At 60.1% G+C, this 17,170-nt stretch carries 17 protein-coding genes; 9 read left to right on the top strand and 8 right to left on the bottom strand.

The features are described 5' to 3' along the window. Positions 1–20: 20 nt before the first annotated feature. The 4 genes from B5T_RS07945 to B5T_RS07930 are packed head-to-tail and all read left to right on the top strand — an operon-like array spanning position 21 to position 3,835. Entirely contained in the window at positions 21–1,106 is a 1,086-nt protein-coding gene (locus B5T_RS07945) for an acyl-CoA dehydrogenase family protein (protein WP_014993972.1), read from the top strand. A 55-nt stretch (positions 1,107–1,161) separates the two neighbouring features. After that, positions 1,162–1,629 (top strand): MaoC family dehydratase, encoded by a 468-nt coding sequence (locus tag B5T_RS07940; protein ID WP_014993971.1) that lies wholly within the window; start codon positions 1,162–1,164, stop codon positions 1,627–1,629. A gap of 46 nt (positions 1,630–1,675) precedes the next feature. Beyond that, positions 1,676–2,596 (top strand): SDR family oxidoreductase, encoded by a 921-nt coding sequence (locus B5T_RS07935; protein ID WP_014993970.1) that lies wholly within the window; start codon positions 1,676–1,678, stop codon positions 2,594–2,596. A 36-nt stretch (positions 2,597–2,632) separates the two neighbouring features. Then, positions 2,633–3,835, top strand: a complete 1,203-nt coding sequence (locus B5T_RS07930; RefSeq protein ID WP_014993969.1) for an acetyl-CoA C-acyltransferase — start codon at positions 2,633–2,635, stop codon at positions 3,833–3,835. 330 nt (positions 3,836–4,165) lie between these two features. On the opposite strand, the gene B5T_RS07925 is transcribed toward B5T_RS07930, so the two are convergent. The 5 genes from B5T_RS07925 to B5T_RS07905 form a co-directional block, all read right to left on the bottom strand. After that, positions 4,166–4,864 (bottom strand): ABC transporter ATP-binding protein, encoded by a 699-nt coding sequence (locus tag B5T_RS07925; protein WP_014993968.1) that lies wholly within the window; start codon positions 4,862–4,864, stop codon positions 4,166–4,168. Further along, positions 4,861–5,607, bottom strand: a complete 747-nt coding sequence (locus tag B5T_RS07920; protein WP_014993967.1) for an ABC transporter ATP-binding protein — start codon at positions 5,605–5,607, stop codon at positions 4,861–4,863. The genes B5T_RS07925 and B5T_RS07920 overlap by 4 nt, the downstream gene beginning before the upstream one ends. Beyond that, positions 5,604–6,872 (bottom strand): branched-chain amino acid ABC transporter permease, encoded by a 1,269-nt coding sequence (locus B5T_RS07915; protein WP_014993966.1) that lies wholly within the window; start codon positions 6,870–6,872, stop codon positions 5,604–5,606. The genes B5T_RS07920 and B5T_RS07915 overlap by 4 nt, the downstream gene beginning before the upstream one ends. Further along, positions 6,869–7,810, bottom strand: coding sequence for a branched-chain amino acid ABC transporter permease (locus B5T_RS07910; RefSeq protein WP_014993965.1), 942 nt, complete (start codon positions 7,808–7,810; stop codon positions 6,869–6,871). The genes B5T_RS07915 and B5T_RS07910 overlap by 4 nt, the downstream gene beginning before the upstream one ends. A gap of 67 nt (positions 7,811–7,877) precedes the next feature. Continuing rightward, the gene (locus tag B5T_RS07905) at positions 7,878–9,101 is read right to left on the bottom strand and encodes a branched-chain amino acid ABC transporter substrate-binding protein (RefSeq protein WP_014993964.1); all 1,224 of its coding nucleotides are present in this window, start codon (positions 9,099–9,101) and stop codon (positions 7,878–7,880) included. A 1,308-nt stretch (positions 9,102–10,409) separates the two neighbouring features. On the opposite strand from B5T_RS07905, the gene B5T_RS07900 reads away from it, so the two are divergent. From B5T_RS07900 to B5T_RS07890, 3 genes are all read left to right on the top strand, one after another. Continuing rightward, the gene (locus B5T_RS07900) at positions 10,410–12,155 is read left to right on the top strand and encodes a DUF1302 domain-containing protein (RefSeq protein ID WP_041716937.1); all 1,746 of its coding nucleotides are present in this window, start codon (positions 10,410–10,412) and stop codon (positions 12,153–12,155) included. Positions 12,156–12,210: 55 nt separating this feature from the next. After that, the gene (locus B5T_RS07895; protein ID WP_014993962.1) at positions 12,211–12,831 is read left to right on the top strand and encodes a hypothetical protein; all 621 of its coding nucleotides are present in this window, start codon (positions 12,211–12,213) and stop codon (positions 12,829–12,831) included. Between the two features lie 128 nt (positions 12,832–12,959). Further along, entirely contained in the window at positions 12,960–13,928 is a 969-nt protein-coding gene (locus B5T_RS07890; protein WP_041717421.1) for an alpha/beta fold hydrolase, read from the top strand. 48 nt (positions 13,929–13,976) lie between these two features. Here B5T_RS07890 and B5T_RS07885 read toward each other — a convergent pair whose 3' ends face one another. Further along, positions 13,977–14,849: a LysR family transcriptional regulator gene (locus B5T_RS07885; RefSeq protein WP_014993960.1), complete on the bottom strand. Its 873-nt coding sequence runs from the start codon at positions 14,847–14,849 to the stop codon at positions 13,977–13,979. Positions 14,850–14,988: 139 nt separating this feature from the next. On the opposite strand from B5T_RS07885, the gene B5T_RS07880 reads away from it, so the two are divergent. Together B5T_RS07880 and B5T_RS07875 are read left to right on the top strand one after the other, a co-directional pair. Next, positions 14,989–15,381, top strand: a complete 393-nt coding sequence (locus B5T_RS07880) for a tautomerase family protein (protein ID WP_014993959.1) — start codon at positions 14,989–14,991, stop codon at positions 15,379–15,381. A 105-nt stretch (positions 15,382–15,486) separates the two neighbouring features. After that, entirely contained in the window at positions 15,487–15,669 is a 183-nt protein-coding gene (locus B5T_RS07875; protein ID WP_014993958.1) for a hypothetical protein, read from the top strand. A gap of 39 nt (positions 15,670–15,708) precedes the next feature. Here B5T_RS07875 and B5T_RS07870 read toward each other — a convergent pair whose 3' ends face one another. Then, positions 15,709–16,161 (bottom strand): hypothetical protein, encoded by a 453-nt coding sequence (locus tag B5T_RS07870; RefSeq protein WP_148279229.1) that lies wholly within the window; start codon positions 16,159–16,161, stop codon positions 15,709–15,711. Next, complete coding sequence (locus B5T_RS07865) at positions 16,161–17,162, bottom strand: putative solute-binding protein (RefSeq protein WP_148279228.1); 1,002 nt, start codon at positions 17,160–17,162, stop codon at positions 16,161–16,163. The genes B5T_RS07870 and B5T_RS07865 overlap by 1 nt, the downstream gene beginning before the upstream one ends. Positions 17,163–17,170 lie beyond the last annotated feature (8 nt).

Here is a 17,170-nt window from a genome sequence, read left to right as displayed (position 1 = left end):
CTTTTCTGGGAGTAAAGAATATGAGACTGAACGACGAACAACAGATGCTCCAGGACTCCGTGGCCCGGCTGATGGCCGACAAAGGCCCGGTGTCCCGCCTGCGCGAACTGCGTGACAGCCGCGACGAGAAAGGCTATGACCAACCGCTGTGGCAGGCCATGGTGGAAGCCGGCCTGACCGGCATTCTGGTGCCCGAGGAACAGGGCGGCATCGCCTTTGGCCTGGTCGGCGCCGGCCTGGTGGCCCAGGAAATCGGCCGCAACCTCTCGGTGACCCCGTTCCTGTCCACCGCGGTCCTGGGCGCCACCGCCCTGAGCACCGGCGCCACCGCCGAGCAGCAAAGCAAATGGCTGCCGGCCATCGCCGAAGGCACCGCGCTGGTGGCTCTGGCCGTGGACGAAGGCGCCAAACACCGTCCCGACAGCCTGAACACCCGCTATGAAGGCGGCAAGATCAGCGGCGACAAACTGCTGGTCCTGGACGGCCATGTGGCCGACCTGCTGCTGGTCGCCGCCACCGACGGCAGCGACAGCGCCCTCTACCTGGTGGATCCGAAAGCGTCCGGCGTTACCATCGAACGGACCATCATGGCCGACAATCGTAACGCCGCCCGCATCCAGTTCGACAACGTCGAAGCGGAACCCATGGCCGACGGCGCCGCCGCTTTGCAGGCCGCTCTGCGCGCCGGCCGCGCGGTACTGGCCGCGGAACTGGCGGGCTTGTCCCGGGAGGTGTTCGAGCGCACCCTGGGCTACCTCAAGGAACGCAAACAGTTTGGCCGCCTGATCGGTACTTTCCAGGCATTGCAGCATCGTGCCGCGCAGTTGATGATCGATGTCACCATGACCGAAGCGCTGGCGCTGCAGGCCCTGGATGCCTGCGATAACAACGCCGACGATGCCGACGCCCAAGTGTTCGCCGCCAAGGGCAAGGCCGCCCGCACCGCCCTGCTGGCCGGTCAGGAAGGCGTGCAGATGCATGGTGGTATCGGCATGACCGACGAGTTCGATATCGGCTTCTTCCTCAAGCGCGCCCGCGCCGGTGGCGAAACCCTCGGTGACGCCAACTTCTGCGCCGACCGCTTCGCCACACTCGGCGGTTATTGAGCCCGGACCGGAGCGGGCCCGCCCGCTCCTTCAGTGACGATCAGGAGACAATAATATGTTCAACAACAAACTCAGCGTCGAACAACTGCGGGCCAAGGTGGGTGAGGATCTGGGCACCTCCCGTTGGTTTCCGGTATCCCAGGAACGCATCGATCAATTCGCCGACCTCACCGAGGATCCGCAGTGGATTCACATCGATCCGGAGCGGGCCGCCAAGGAAACGCCTTTCGGCGGCACCATCGCCCACGGTTTTCTGAGCCTGTCCCTGCTTTCCGCCATGGCCATGGACGTGGTGCCCGGCGTGCAAGGCACGGTGATGGGCATCAACTACGGGTTCGACAAGATTCGTTTTCTCAACCCGGTACGCTCCGGCTCCCAGGTGCGCGGTCACTTCAAGCTGGCCCAGGTGGAACCCCGGGGCGACAACCAGCTGTTGATCCGCTATGCCATCTCCGTGGAGATCGACGGCGTGGACAAGCCCGCCATCGCCTGCGAATGGCTGAGCCTGGTGGTATTGGGTTAAGCACCGCGGTTAATCCGGTGCGCGAAGAAAAATCAGGAGAACATCGATGAGCATTAATTTCGAAGGCCGGGTGGCGATCGTCACCGGTGCCGCCAACGGCCTGGGCCGTTCCCACGCTCTGGAACTGGCCCGGCTGGGCGCCAAGGTGGTGGTCAATGATTTTGGCGGCGCCCGCGACGGCACTGGTGGCTCCAGCGAGGCCGCGGAAAAAGTCGTGGCGGAAATCATCGAAGCCGGCGGTGAAGCCATTGCCAACGGTGCCGACGTATCCAATCAGGAGCAGGTGCAGGCCATGGTCCAGCAGACCCTGGATCAGTGGGGCCGCATCGACATTCTGGTCAACAACGCCGGCATCCTGCGCGACAAAAGCTTCGCCAAGATGGAGATGAGCGACTGGGACAAAGTGATCGCCGTGCACCTTACCGGCTCCGCCATCTGCACCCGCGCTGTCTGGCCGGTGATGCGTGAACAAGGCTACGGCCGGGTGATCATGACCACGTCCACCTCCGGTCTGTATGGCAACTTCGGCCAGACCAACTACGGCGCCGCCAAGATGGGCGTGGCCGGAATGATGAACACCCTCTGTCTGGAAGGCGAGAAGTACGACATCAAGATCAACTGCGTGGCTCCCACCGCCGCCACCCGCATGACCGAGGATCTGATGCCCAAGGAAGTGCTGGCCCTGCTGGAACCCAGCGAGATCACTCCCGCGGTATTGTTCCTGGCCAGCGACCAGGCCCCCAACCGTCGCATCCTGCTGGCCGGCGCCGGCTGTTACGCCACCGTGCGTCTGATGGAGAGCGAAGGTATCTATCTGCAGGAAGGCGAGCGCACGCCGGACGCCATCGCCGCCCATTTCGAGGAACTCGCAGACATGAGCAACGCCCGTGAAATGCACAACGGCGGCGAACATGTCTCCAAGATCCTGACCAAAGCCGCCCAGGCCAAAGGCATTAAACTGGGCTAATCTGAACCCCCTTTTATTTGAGCAACGAGGCCCATCATGAGAGAAGCTGTCATTGTTTCCACCGCTCGTACCCCCATCGGCAAAGCCTACCGGGGTGCCTTCAACGATACCCAGGCCCAGGCCCTGGGTGGACACGCCATCAAGCACGCCGTCGAGCGCGCCAAGATCGATCCGGAAACCATCCAGGACGTGATCATGGGCGCCGCCCTGCAGCAAGGCAGCAGCGGCGGCAACACCGCTCGTCAGTGTGCCCTGCGCGCCGGCCTGCCGACTTCCGTTTCCGCCATGACCATGGACCGTCAGTGCTCTTCCGGCCTGATGTCCATCGCCACCGCCGCCAAGCAAATCATCGTCGATAACATGGACGTGGCCGTGGCCGGTGGCCTGGAGTCCATCTCCCTGGTGCAGAATGACAAGATGAACACTTTCCGCGCCGCCGATCCGTGGCTGAGAGAACATCGTCCGGACATCTACATCAGCATGCTGGAAACCGCCGAGCTGGTTGCTGACCGCTACAACGTTTCCCGTGAAGCCCAGGACGAATACGCTTATCAGTCCCAGATGCGCACCGCCGCCGCCCAGGAAGCCGGCAAGTTCGACGACGAAATCGCTCCCATGACCACCATCATGAAGGTCATGAACAAGGAGACCAAAGAGGTTTCCGACCAGGAAGTGACCCTGTCCAAGGACGAAGGCAACCGTCCGCAAACCAAACTCGAAGACCTGCAGAAACTGCAGCCGGTGTTCAAGGACGGCCAGCAAGTGAAAGAGGGCCGCTTCATCACCGCCGGTAACGCCTCCCAGCTGTCCGACGGCGCCAGCGCCAGCGTGCTGATGGAAGCCAAGGAAGCCGAGCGTCTCGGCCTGCAGCCGCTGGGCGCTTACCGTGGCATGGCCGTGGCCGGCTGTGACCCGGACGAAATGGGCATTGGTCCGGTGTTCGCCATTCCCAAACTGCTGCAACGCTTCGGGCTGAAAGTCGATGACATTGGTCTGTGGGAACTGAACGAAGCCTTCGCCAGCCAGTGCCTCTACTGCCGTGACGAGCTCGGCATCGACCCGGAGAAGTACAACGTCAATGGCGGCGCTATCTCCATCGGTCACCCCTACGGCATGTCCGGGGCTCGCATGGTCGGCCACGCGCTGATCGAAGGTAAGCGTCGCGGCGCCAAGTACGTGGTGGTGAGCATGTGCATCGGCGGCGGCATGGGTGGCGCTGGTCTGTTCGAAGTATTCTGATCCTGCCCTCGCGATAATCATCCGGCGGTCTTCCCCGTCCGCCGGATTCCCGGTTTTACCGCACCAGCCTGGACGGCCTCCCAACCGGCCGTCCGCGTTGGCCGTGCCCCTACCCTCTCCTGGGTACCCTTCCCCGGGCACGACCACATCATGAGGGCCGCTGGTGCGGTTTTTTTATGGCCGCCGTCCGTGGCGGTTTCAGCCGATCAAGAAGAAGGCAATCCTTTTTCTCTGAACCGTGACAAAAAAACCCGTCCAGAGGACGGGTCAGCTCATTGCTCAATGGAATGCGTAAAGAGTAGCGATGGCGGCCAGGGCCGCCACCGGAATTCACACTTCAAGCCACTCCTTGCGGATCGCATCGTCAGCACGCAGCTCTTCCGGCGTGCCCTCGAATACGATCTGGCCATGGCCCATTACCAGCACCCGGTGTGAAATGTCCATGGCGATGGAGAGCTTCTGTTCCACCAGCAGAATGGACACACCGGCGTTGGCGATGTCACTGATCAGTTCACCGATCTGTTTGACGATCAACGGCGCCAGCCCTTCGGTGGGTTCGTCGATCATCATCAGTTCCGGATCGCCCATCAGGGTCCGGCACATGGTCAGCATCTGCTTTTCGCCGCCGGAGAGCACCCCGGCCGGAGACTCCGCGCGGCGGGCCAGGTTGGGGAACATGTCCAGCATCTGCTGGACTTTCCACTTACCGGGCTTTCTCGGATTCTTGATGCCCAATTCCAGGTTCTGGCGCACCGTCAGGGTGGGAAAAATATCCCGGTCTTCCGGCACATACCCCAACCCACGCCGGGCGATGGCATGGCTGGGCAATCCGGCGATTTCCTTGCCACGGAAACGGATCGATCCCTGCGGCGGCACTTCACCCATGATCGACTTCACCGTGGTGGATCGCCCCACCCCGTTACGTCCCAGCAGTGAAACCACTTCGCCTTCGTTGAGATGGAAATTCACCCCATTGAGAATGTGACTTTTGCCGTAGTAGGCGTGCAAATCGTTCACTTCCAGCATCATGCCGCCTCCTCGCCGAGATAAGCTTCCCGCACCTTCGGATCATTGCGAATATCCTCCGGTTTGCCGGTGGCGATGATCTTGCCGTACACCAGTACCGAAATACGGTCGGCCAGCTCGAACACCACCCCCATATCGTGCTCCACGATCATCAGGGTCCGGCCTTCGGCCACCTGGCGAATCAGCTTGATGGCCTGGGCGGTCTCGGTGTTGCTCATGCCCGCCGTGGGCTCATCCAGCAGCACCACCGGTGCGTCGCAGGCAATGGTCATACCGATTTCCAGGGCACGCTGGCTGGCATACGGCAAAGAACCCGCCGGTACATCACGCAGCGCCTGCAAGCCGATCATCTCCAGCACTTCCTCGGCACGCCGATTGGCTTCGCGCACCCGCGCCGCCGAACGCCAGAACACGTAACCGGCACGGCTTTGCTTGAAGCAGGCGCAGCGCAGGTTCTCGAACACACTGAGATTGCCGAACACGTTGCTGACCTGGAAGGAACGGGACAGCCCTCGTTGCTGGATCTTCTCCGGCGACAGACCGTCGATACGTTCACCGTACAACTGGATTTCCCCGCTGGTCGGAGGAAAAGCGCCGGAAAGCAGATTGAAGAACGTGGATTTACCGGCCCCGTTGGGGCCGATCACAGCGTGAACCTCGTTCTTTTCCACCACCAGATCCACGCCACAGATGACTTCCGCGGGGCCGAACTGCTTCTTCAACCCCTTGATATTCAAGGCGCTCATGCGTTCACCTCCCGATTTTTCCTGGTCGCTCGCATTACCAGCACACCGACCACCAGGGCCACCACGCCGGTCAGCCAGCCAGTGGCACCACCGGCCTGGAACTGGATGCCGAAGACGTCCACGGTATCGCCGCCGCCATGGCCGGCGAACAGCATTTCGATGACGATAATCAGGCCCAGGGCGATCAACAGCACCGCCGCGGCGCCTCCGAGCCAGCCAGGCAGACGCCGCGCCAGGCTGCCTTCACGATAAGCGGTCCGCACATGCTCGATACCGCCGCCCAGACCACGCGGGGCGAACATCACGATGGACAGGAAGATCAGTCCCACATACAAAATGGAGGCATCCGAGTAATCGCTCAGCAATGAGTTCATCAGCGTCACCAGCACCGCACCGACGATCGGACCATAAAACACACCCAGACCACCCACCGCGGCCATCAGCAACGCCAGGCCAGAGGGAATCAGGCCCAGCGATTCCGGCGTGATGATCTCGTAGTTCACCGCCGCCATGCCGCCAGCCAGCCCGCCAAAGGAGCCGGATGCGATGAATACCAGAAAGCGAATGTTACGTGGCTGGTAACCGATGAACTGCAAACGATCGGCGTTATCACGCACGGCGTTGGACAAGCGCCCCAGAGGCGTGCGGGTGAATGCCCACATGGCCAATACGCCGGCGAAGGTCCAGAATGCGATGAACCAATACACGTCCGCCGCCTGCGCCAACTCCAGACCGAACCATTGCGGTCCGACCATGCGATTGCCATAGATACCCGCTTCGCCGCCGAACACCGAAGGGAACATCTGACCAGCGGCGGCGATCATCTCGCCGAGCCCGAGCGTAATCATGGCGAAGGCGGTACCAGCGCGGCGGCAGAACGGCCAGCCCAACACCAGCGCCACCAGGCCGCCGCCGATCATGCCGATCAGCGGCATGGCGACCACCGGCACATGCGCCCAGAAGCCTTCGCCGGCATAGGAGGCGTCGTCGATGGCGATCATCGCGTGCATGGCGGCGTAGCTGCCCAGACCAAAAAACACCGCGTGACCAAAGGACAGCATGCCGCCCTGGCCCAACAGCATATTGTACGACAGGGCGAAGACGATATTGATGCCGATGGCGTTCATCAGCGTGAAGCTGAAGCCATCGGTAAAGATGAAAGGCAGGATCAACAGCACCGCGGCGAATACCAGCCACGGCACCAGCCCGCGCAGGGCAAAACGTTGATTGGAGCGGGTCATGGTAGCAGTCATGTCGTCACTCATGGTTCAAGCTCTCCCATCAGACCGCGGGGCCGGAAGATCAGCATCAGCACCAGCAGAATGAATGGTGTCATCGGAGCCAGGTTGGCCAGGGTGATACGCGCCACTTCGCCGTACGGGTCGATCTGCAATCCGAAAATGCCGAGGATGTCGGCGACGGAGGCATCGATAGCCACGAAGAAGGTCTGCAGCAGACCGATCAGCAAAGAGGCATAGAAGGCACCGGGCAACGAGCCCATACCGCCCACCACGACCACCACGAACACAATCGGTCCCAGAGTGGCCGCCATGCCCGGTTCCGTGGCCAGCAGAGGGCCACCGATCACCCCGGCGAGCCCGGCCAGGGCGCAGCCGAAACCGAACACCAACATGAACAGCCGCGGTACGTTATGCCCCAGATGGCCGACCATGGCGCCATGGGTCAGGGCGGCGCGGATCATCATGCCGACCCGGGTTTTCTTCAGCAAGTACCACAGCGCCACGAACATCAAAATGGAAATCAGGATGACCACGCCACGGAAAATGGAGTAGTCGGTACCGAACAGGGTGAACAGGGGCTCACGCAAATAGTCCGGCTCGCGGTATGGCACCGCCACCGTGCCCCAGGTGAGTTGCACCAGTTCGTCGATGACATAGGCCAGACCGAAGGTAAAAAGCAGCTCCGCCACGTGGCCGTTGGCGTGCACCCGGCGCAGACCGAAACGCTCCACCAGACTACCTACCGCGCCCACCAGGATGGGGGCCAGGATAAGAGCCGCCCAGAACCCGGTATGCATGCCCAGGGTGTAAGCAAAATAGGCACCCAGCATATAGAAACTGGCATGGGCGAAGTTAAGCACCCCCATCATGGAGAAGATCAGGGTGAGGCCACTGGACAGCATGAACAGCAAAAGACCGTACAAAATACCGTTCAGCAGGGAAAAGAGGATAATTTCGAGCATGAGCAGGCTCCCGGGGCAGCGGAATCTCCGCTGCCCTTACTGCATCAACAAGGAGTCATGGCCGCCTTTAGTTGGGACGGCGCATGCGGCAAGTGGTGGGCAGGGTCACGTCGTCACGAGCAATCTCCGCGACCTTGTGGAAGTTGTAGTCCGTGCCTTCCGCGCCGTACTTCATGCCGTCTTTCATCACCGAAATGAACATCGGCAACTGGATCTGGTGATCCTCGGCCCGCATGGTCACTTCACCGGTGGGAGTTTCAATGCTCAGGCCTTCCAACGCCTTGGCCAGATCCTTCGGATCGGTGGAGCCGGCTTTGTCAGCGGCGGCCTTGAGCATGTCGAGCATGGTGCTCAACCGCAGATAGTAGAAATCCCAATTGGTTTTCTCGTACATCTCCACTTGACGCTTGGCCATCTCCGGATCTTCGAAATCACCGTAGTACTCGTTGATTTGATAGATCCGGTCCACGCCCTTGTCACCCAACTGGGTCACCACGCCGGAGCTCGCACCGTAGTAGGTGTAAAACGGCGCTTTCAGACCGAATTCGGCGGCCGCTTTCACCAGCAGGGTGATGTCCTGCCCCCAGTTGCCTGAAATCACCGCGTCGGCGCCGGAAGCCTGAATCTTGGACACATACGGAGTGAAGTCCTTGACCTTGGCCAGCGGGTGGAAGTCATTGCCAACGATTTCGATATCCGGACGCTTCTGCTTCAGCATTTCCTGGGCGGACTTGGAAACCGCATGACCGAAGCTGTAGTCCTGGTTGATCAGATAGACTTTGTGGATATCTTCATTGTTGGCGATGTAGTTGGTCAGCGCGTTCATCTTCATGTCCGCGTTGGCGTCGAAACGGAAATGCCAGTAGGAACAGCGCTCATTGGTGAAAGCCGGGTCCACCGCCGCGTAGTTCAGATACAACACTTCCTTGCCCGGGTTACGGCGGTTGTGTTTCTCCACGGAAGTAATCAGCGCGGACGCAACGGAGGAACCGTTACCCTGGGTCACCAGTTGGACGCCATCGTTGATGGCCTTCTGCAGTTGTACCAGGCTCTCCTGCGGGTTGACCTTGTTATCCAGGCCAACGATTTCCAATTTGGCGCCATTCAGGCCGCCATTGGCGTTGATACGTTCAGCTTCAAGCTTGAGGTGCTCGAACGCCGGCTGGCCGGCGGCGGCCATAGGGCCGGTTAGCGGGTCGATCAAAGCGAGTTTCACCGTCTCCGCGGCGCTGACGGCACTACCTGCCAGCAGCAAGGAGGCGGTGACGAGGGTACGAACGGGCTTCAACATTTAAGCTCTCCACTTTGTTGTTGTTTTGCCGTTTTATTTCATCGCCGCGGGCACGCGACGATCCACTTTCGTGGAACATCCTTCCGTTTCACAGGCCAGGGATATTCCTTTAATGATGCCAAAGAGGCATTCAATGTCATTTCCACGTTACCACCAAGGGCAGCGGACGCGGGCATGCCGTTAAGTATGTTCCTAAGTTTTTTTACCTGTCCAGCCCCATCGTGCCTCCAATTTAAGAACACTAAGTTGCTGTTTTTCCTTCATCTTTCTTCTATTTCCGCCTCTATTTCTAAAGTAATGTGCCGCCCCCCGTCCACCAGCAAAACCGATAGAAATACGGTGAAAACCGTCATCCTTTAGTTCTTCCTGACCCATTTCCACTAATGACTGTCCGGTCATAACAAACGAAAGCAAAAGGCCAACGGCTTTTCCACACGAAACCCTTCATGTTTCGGCGAATTTACCGTCTTTACGCAGCAGACCGCCCCCGATTTTCAGCATGTGTTACCTTTTTTCCCACAAACAGTAACAGCGCTCCTCCCTCCGCATTCGCGTCCTGTTTTTTCGTAGCACTCTCGTACCACACCGCGCTTTCCCCGCTTGCCTGCCCGTCATCCGCCGGACACCCGGAGTGTTACGTAAAGTAGCACCCAAGGAAAACAGATATACATTTCTGTTGGATTCTTCTCTTATTGTCTTCTTTTTAATCAAAAATACGCCAAATAGATCATTTTTCGATCAAAACAACTTACTTGTCCTTGTTGACCCTCCCCCCAGTGAGAGGTTGAATGCGCCCTCCCGGCGATTTTCAAAACACTGATTCACAAAATCGTCGGGAACGATTTTGGACGTCGCCTGCGACGGCCCGAAGGGTGACCGCCATGGACGGTGGTCACACAAAATCGTCGGGAACGATTTTGGACATCGCTTTAACGATAGTCCGGAGGATGGCCGCCATGGACGGTGGCCACACAAAATCGTCGAGAACGATTTTGGACGTCGCCTGCGACGGCCCGAAGGGTGACCGCCACGGACGGCGGCCAAAGCAAAAGAACAATGCCTGCCTGCTCCATTTTCGGCGTCATGGGATGTGGCCGGTCTTGCCGGACCACTCCCCCGCCGATATGGCCAGCCCCGGTGCCTTTCCCGGCACCGGCCCCCACTCCGAAGGATCGTTTTCTTGGTGCGGACGGTGACGTCGTCCGATTTTCACCGTTGGTCAGGACAGACCGGTTTGTCGTGACGCACAGAGAAAAACAGCAACGATCAGGGGCCGTTCGAGCGGCCCCCAGTGGAGAGTGAAATACAATGAGGATAAGAGTCTTGGCCGGGGTGGCCTGCACCCTCGGCACCCTGCCCCTGTGTATGCCGGCCTGGGCCGGCGAAAACCAACTGGGCGAGGACGCCAGCGTCGCCTGGACGGTGAAGGGCGCCCTCGGTACCGCCATGCGGGTGCAGTCCGCCAACAAGGACCTGCTGTTCGCGCCGGACGTGCCCAGTGGCGGCCAAACCAATTCGGCGGTGGCCGACGACGGCAATATGAACTACGACGCCGGCGATCTGGTCAATGGCGTGGCGCAATTGTTCGGTCGCTTCGACTTCAAATACCGAAATTATGGCGCGGTGATCAGCGCCAAGGCCTGGTATGACTATGTCCTCAAGGAACAGGACGTTCCCCATGGCCATTTCCCCAACGACTATCAGCCGGATACGCCGCTCAACGATGACGACTTCGACCGGCGCGCCCGATTTTCCGGCGGCAACCTTCAGGAAGCTTACGTTTACGGTAACTTCGAGGTGAACGGCCGGCCGTTGTCGGTGAAGGTCGGGGATCAGTTCCTGATGTGGGGCCGCAGCCTGTATTCCCGTGGTTCACTGTCGTCATTGAACGCGGTGGATCTGGCCGCATTGCACCGGCCGGGCTCCGGTTATCAGGAATATCTGATTCCCTCCGGCATGGTGAGCCTGGAATTCAGTCCGTTCGAGCACCTTTCCGCCAAGGCTTTCTACCAATATGACTGGGAGAAAGCCGTGCTGGACGGCTGCGGGACTTTCTATTCCTCCCTGGACAACACCGCCATTGGCTGTAACGGCACCTTCTCCGGCAGCACACCGCTACCGAGCCAGGACGCCAAGGAACAGGACCTGTATTTCGTGCGGGAAGGAGACGACGACGCTCGCGGCAACGGCCAGTACGGCTTCAAGTTCGACTACCAGTTCGCCAAAGCCAGGGCCAAGGTCGGCGCCTATTATTTCAACTACCACATGCGTTTGCCGATCTACTCCACCCGTAAACTGGATACGCCCAGTGCACAGCCGGCACCGTTCAACCAGGTACACTATTTCTACGAATATCCGGAAGACATCAAGGTGTTTGGTCTGACCGCCGACAAGACCTTCGCCGGCATCGGCAACCTGTCCATGAACCTGAGCTACCTGAAGGACATGCCGATCCAGATCAACACCTCGGACCTGACCTCGCAAACCGCCAGCAGCACTCTCGGCGGTAACAACGCCAAAGTACCCTCCGGCACTCAGGACTACATCAACGGCGTTGCATCGGGCGATGTGGTTCACGGCTACCGGGAGTTCGACATCCAGCGAGCCGAGTTCACCTTCACCACGGTAATTCCTGAGTTTCTCAAGGCGCAAAAAACAGTGCTGTCCCTGCAAACCGCGTTTGAATGGATTCCGGACTTGCCCAGCACCAGCGAGATGCGTTTCCGCCGTCACACCCAGTACGGCGTCGGCGACCCGGGCGACAAAGGCTACGTAGCCGATTTCAGCTGGGGCTATCAGGTCTCGGTGAAATCCACCTACGCCAACCTGATTGGTCCGGTCACCGTAACCCCGGGACTGTCGTTCCGTCATGGCGTGGACGGTTACGCCAGCGATGACGCCCTGCAGGAAGACCAGCGCTCGCTGGGCCTGTCGCTGGGCTTCGATTACCGCAACACCACCACCACGCTGTCCTACACCACTTATAATGATCAGGCCTACAGCACCGTATCCGATCGTGATTACGTGGCCCTGAGCACCAGCGTGACCTTCTGACTTTTTTCACAAGGAAACCGGCGGCCAGGGTCGCCGGCAGGCAAGAGGAAAACCGATGAAAGCATGGAAATACGCCCTCCCCGCTCTGTTGTTGACGTTACTGAGCGGCTGTCTTTCGGTGTACAGCAACACCAGGCTGGTGGAGGTGAAACCCAACACCGAAAAGACGGCCCGGCCTCCTTACCAATCGGTGGTGGTGGGCCTGCTGGTGGATCATGAAATACGGCCATTGCTGGAACACGCCATCGTTGAGCGGCTGCGCGCCCGGGGCATCGACGCCCGCGCGGCCCTGGATGTTTACGGCCACAAAGGCATTGAAGGTAAAAGCCGTGACTATCTTGCGCAGCGCATGCGTGACGAGGGTTTCGACAGTGCCGTGGCGATTCATTTACTCGACAAAAATGTCGAAGATGTGCACGTGGGTGGCGAGGCGTCCTCCCAGGCACCGGTCACCGCCGGCCTCACCATGCAACCGGAAACCTTTGGCCCGGATTTCTTCATTACCGAAACCCTGTATGTGACCCGCACCGATTTCTGGGACGTGGCGCAACAGGCGATTGTCTGGCAGGGCACCACGGTAACGGCGAATCAACGCGGCCTGGAAGCCGGCGCGGATAAATTCGCCAACACCATCGCCAACGGCCTGGTCGAGGCGGGCTTGTTTCACCGCCAATAGACCCAGGCCCCGGGCGGAGCATCCGGCGTTTTTGTTTTGTTCCGCCCATTCCCCACGGTATGCTGTTGTTCCTGTCGGGCCGGGACAAGCCGCGCCCCCATTCCAATAACAGCAGGCAGCATTTCGACATGGCAAACGCTACAGAGCAGCGCGTGGAAGCAAACGGTCTCACGTTCCACGTCAGTGAATACGGTGAACGGGGCCGTCCCGCCATTATTCTGTTGCACGGTTTCCCCGAGTGCGGGTACTCCTGGCGTTATCAGGCGCCCTTTCTCGCCGGGCAAGGCTATCACGTGCTGGTACCGGATCTGCGCGGCTACGGCTACAGCGACGCGCCCAAGGAGCCGATGGCCTACCGGCAAAGCGAACTGGTCAAGGACGTGATCGGCATTCTCGATGCTTTCGGCGCCGGGCAAGCAGTGGTGATCGGCCACGACTGGGGCTGTGCCCTGGCCTGGCAGGTGGCCCGTGAGTATCCGCAACGGGTCCGTGCCGTGGTCGGACTTTCCGTTCCTTATCCCGGCATCGGTCCGCGCCGGCCTACCGAGCAAATGCGCCAGGCCTTCGGCGAGCGTTTCTTCTACCAACTGTATTTCCAGCAACCACAAATCCCGGAACAGGAACTGGAAGCGGATGTGCGCGATTTCCTGCGCCGTATGTATCATGCGTTATCCGGCCCCGGTATGCGGGAAAAACACCGCGCCGCCAAGCCAGTCACCGGCTTCCTGGACATTCTGCAGCCCCCGCAAGGGCCGCAACCGTCCTGGATGACCGAGTCGGATCTGGATGTCTATGTGGAACGCTTCGAAAACAGCGGCCTGACCGGACCGATCAACTGGTACCGGGCCATGGACGCATCCTGGGAAGAACAGCATGCCGACGGCCGCCAGCGTATCCAGCCCACCGCCCTGTTCATTGGTGGCGAGGAAGATCCGGTGATCCAGTTCGCCGCCAAGGCACTGGAGCGCATGCCGTCACAGATGGACGACCTCACTGAGGTCATCATCCTCGACGGCATCGGCCATTGGATTCAGATGGAAGCGCCGGATCAGGTCAATCAGCACCTCAAGACGTTCCTGGACGGACTGGGGAATTAATGGCGGGTTAACGGTGTCGGTGCGACCTCATTGCCGCCATGGCGGCCCTCAACATGCGGACTGCGCCAACATGCCTCGCACCTCCGCCACCAGCGCCGACACCGCCGGCGTGGCGGAGGACATGTGAAAACGGACCGGCGGCAACCGGGGCAGATTGAGTGCCCCACCGATCCGTGTCAGCCCTTCGGGTACCGCCGAGGCGTTCAGGCAAGCGACGCCAAGCCCCGCCGACAACGCCAGATGCATACCCGCCACCCCGGACGCCGAATGGGCGATGTAATAGGGTCGCCGGTGGGATTCCAGCATGCTCATGGTATAACGGTGCAAGGCGCAACTGGCCGGCAGCGCCACTATCGGCACCGGCTCGGAAGGCGTCAATTCCAGGGAGGAATGGGCCACCCAGAACAACGGCTCACGGCGTAGCAGCCGCCGTTGCTCCGCGTCGGTGGGCGGCTCCGGCGTCGCGTCCGGCAGCATCATGGAAATGCCCAGATCGTATTCCCGCGCCGTCACTTCCTCTTCGACGAAGGCGCTTTTCAGGATCGCCACATGCAAACGCAAGCGCGGATAGCGGCCCCGGATACGGCGTAGCAGGGTGGGCACCCAGTCCGGGCGAAAATAATCGGTGATCGCCAGCCGCACATCCCCGGCCAGCAACAGTCCCTGCATATCCTGATAAGCGACGTCGTTCAAAGCCAATAGTTTCCGCGCGTGGTCCACCAGCCTTTGCCCCGCCGGGGTCGGCACCACGCCCTGCTTGCCACGCACCAGCAGCGGCACACCGCACTGCTCCTCCAGCTTCCTCACCTGCTCGCTGAGGGTGGACTGGGAGCGGCACAGAATCGGCACCGCCGCCGACAGGCTTCCCTGCTCCACCGCCGTGACCAGGGTGTTCAACAATTCCAGATCGAAGCGTTTCACCGCACATTAATTCCGAGCTTGCGCCAACCATCGGGTTAGCCGATGGAATCCATCTTATATTCCCGTTATTCGGATGACAAAATCTGTTCTAACCTGCCTCTCGCTTACCCCGAAAAACCACTCAATGGAGAGTTGCATCATGCCCGGGATTGATCTGACCCTGTCCGGCGCCCCCGCCCCTGAACAGGCCCGACGTATCGCCCAAGCTCTCACCACCCTGACCTGCCGTGTGCTGGACAAGGAAGAGCAACGCACCATGGTGCAGATCCGTTATCTGCCCAGGGAACAGTGGTTCATCGCCGGTCGCTCACTGGCCGAGTTGAACAGGGACTCTTTCCGGCTGGTGGTGACCATCACCGATGAGACCAACACCAAACAACAGAAAGCGGACTACCAGGACCAGGCGTTCCAGGAACTGAGCCGCCTGCTCGGCGATGTGCATCCCCACTCGAATATCCACATCGTCGACTGCCGCGCCGCCGCCTATGGCTATGGCGGCATCTCCCAGGAGGCGTACAGCTACCGCTGCTGAGGCTTCATTGGCGACAAATCGGAAGCCGCCAGCTTCCGGTTTGCTTTGCCCCCGCCTCTCGGCTAGCCTCTGCGGCTCCGTCCACTACCGATTCACGAGAGCACCGTGTCCGCTTCCCGACTTGTCGCCCTGCTCCTTGGCCTCACCGCCGTTATTCTTGCCGCCTGGTTCTTCTTCGGCTTCGATGAAATGTGGCGCCTGATCCCCACCGGCCTGCTGATCGGCTTCGCCTATGCGGCGCTGAAAACCGCCGCGTCCAAACGAGAGGACGGTTCGGGCAAGCAATAAGCCGGTTCGCGGGAGCCGTCGAGAGCTCCCGCCACAGGTTCACCATTGCTTGATACGCGCCTGTATCTCCGTGATGGCGCTTTTCCCATCCCGGCTCTCCGTTCGTAAGGTCATCTGGCTATTCCGGTTCAGCGTCCCCTGCAACAGCTGATAACGTTCCTTTTGCTCAAACGTCACCGCCGCGCCTTCCCCTTTTTCCAGAACACTCCGGTCGCTCACCGTAACCGCGTAGTCGTTGGCAAAGTTCCATAATGCGCGCTGCTGCTGAAGATACTCCGCGCGGGTCAGGGAGATGACCATAGGCGGTTCCCGCCCCATCAGCAGCGTCACCTTGATCCTGGCATCCGCAGCCAGCAACGTGGCCAGTGCCGCACCGTCCTTTTGTTGCAAGGCCTGCACATAGCGCTCCATCAATCGGGAAGCGACATCGGCATGGACCAGAGTGGACGACGCCAGCAGTCCCAGCAGACATAAACGATATATCCGGCGCATCACCATTCCCCTCCGTTCACGCACTCCGCCCGGGCGGGAGACACCTTGCAGCGCACTTTCTTCAGCCAACGCATCATGTCCTTGTCGTACACACCGGCCTCAATCAGGAAGCGGCGCGATTCGTTCATCATCTCCGCATACCGCTCGCGGTCCTTGTCGGGAGGCGGATAGAAAAACAGGAGGTCGTCTTCCGCGGTCCGGATCACTTTCAGGGTCCGATCAAACTGGCCGGAAAAATAGTGCCGGGAGCGAGCCATGAATTCCGGCGAAAAGCGTTCATGACGCAATACCAGCTGTAGCGTCAGTTGAACCGTGGTCAGCTTCAGCACCACACCTTGCAGGCCCACGCCCCGATAGAGCTCCAGCGGCCTATAGGCCACCGCCGGCGCGGCAATGACATCGACGACACCATTGTTGAATTTCGATGAGAAATTACTCACGTCGGACAATACCGGGCGCACACCAATATGCTCCGCCATCAGAATCTGAGCCCGGTCGTTATCGAACACCGCCATGGTATGACCCGCCATTTTTTCCACGCTGTTGATGGCGCGGTCATTGATATGCAGATAAGCCGCTCCCAACGGCAAAATGCCCGCGGTCTCATAGGCGCCATGGCGCATGGAGGCCGCCAGCCTCGGATCCGCCAGCAATTCGATCAGAACCTGCAGGCTTTGGTAGTTATGCAGACCGCCAATGGCGTCGATACTGCCCGTGAACGGCACGAACTGGCGTGCCCGCATGCCGGTCATCATCAGGCCATCGCATAACCCCGCCTTGAGGTCTTCCGCCGCGATCCGCTCATCGGTGAAGACCCGTAATGACAGCGGCTCGCCCCACTGCAGGGCCGCCACCCGGTAATCTTCCATCTGCTCCCAGAGTTCCCCCTGAGCACCGACCAGACTGAACACACAGAGCGTTCGCGCCGACAGCGATGGCGGCAGCACCAACAGCAACAAAACCGCCAGATTCCGCATTGTCTTCCAGGTCGTTATTCTCATTTTTCCCT

This window comes from Alloalcanivorax dieselolei B5 (assembly GCF_000300005.1).
GTDB classification, from domain to species: Bacteria; Pseudomonadota; Gammaproteobacteria; order Pseudomonadales; family Alcanivoracaceae; genus Alloalcanivorax; species Alloalcanivorax dieselolei.
This window is presented reverse-complemented; position numbering and strand designations above follow the sequence as displayed.

Excerpts from the sequence above, each read along its gene's own strand:
- B5T_RS07945 (WP_014993972.1), top strand. The coding sequence starts at position 21 with ATGAGACTGAACGACGAACAACAGATGCTCCAGGACTCCGTGGCCCGG.
- B5T_RS07940 (WP_014993971.1), top strand. The coding sequence starts at position 1,162 with ATGTTCAACAACAAACTCAGCGTCGAACAACTGCGGGCCAAGGTGGGT.
- B5T_RS07935 (WP_014993970.1), top strand. The coding sequence starts at position 1,676 with ATGAGCATTAATTTCGAAGGCCGGGTGGCGATCGTCACCGGTGCCGCC.
- B5T_RS07930 (WP_014993969.1), top strand. The coding sequence starts at position 2,633 with ATGAGAGAAGCTGTCATTGTTTCCACCGCTCGTACCCCCATCGGCAAA.
- B5T_RS07925 (WP_014993968.1), bottom strand. The coding sequence starts at position 4,864 with ATGATGCTGGAAGTGAACGATTTGCACGCCTACTACGGCAAAAGTCAC.
- B5T_RS07920 (WP_014993967.1), bottom strand. The coding sequence starts at position 5,607 with ATGAGCGCCTTGAATATCAAGGGGTTGAAGAAGCAGTTCGGCCCCGCG.
- B5T_RS07915 (WP_014993966.1), bottom strand. The coding sequence starts at position 6,872 with ATGAGTGACGACATGACTGCTACCATGACCCGCTCCAATCAACGTTTT.
- B5T_RS07910 (WP_014993965.1), bottom strand. The coding sequence starts at position 7,810 with ATGCTCGAAATTATCCTCTTTTCCCTGCTGAACGGTATTTTGTACGGT.
- B5T_RS07905 (WP_014993964.1), bottom strand. The coding sequence starts at position 9,101 with ATGTTGAAGCCCGTTCGTACCCTCGTCACCGCCTCCTTGCTGCTGGCA.
- B5T_RS07900 (WP_041716937.1), top strand. The coding sequence starts at position 10,410 with ATGAGGATAAGAGTCTTGGCCGGGGTGGCCTGCACCCTCGGCACCCTG.
- B5T_RS07895 (WP_014993962.1), top strand. The coding sequence starts at position 12,211 with ATGAAAGCATGGAAATACGCCCTCCCCGCTCTGTTGTTGACGTTACTG.
- B5T_RS07890 (WP_041717421.1), top strand. The coding sequence starts at position 12,960 with ATGGCAAACGCTACAGAGCAGCGCGTGGAAGCAAACGGTCTCACGTTC.
- B5T_RS07880 (WP_014993959.1), top strand. The coding sequence starts at position 14,989 with ATGCCCGGGATTGATCTGACCCTGTCCGGCGCCCCCGCCCCTGAACAG.
- B5T_RS07870 (WP_148279229.1), bottom strand. The coding sequence starts at position 16,161 with ATGCGCCGGATATATCGTTTATGTCTGCTGGGACTGCTGGCGTCGTCC.
- B5T_RS07865 (WP_148279228.1), bottom strand. The coding sequence starts at position 17,162 with ATGAGAATAACGACCTGGAAGACAATGCGGAATCTGGCGGTTTTGTTG.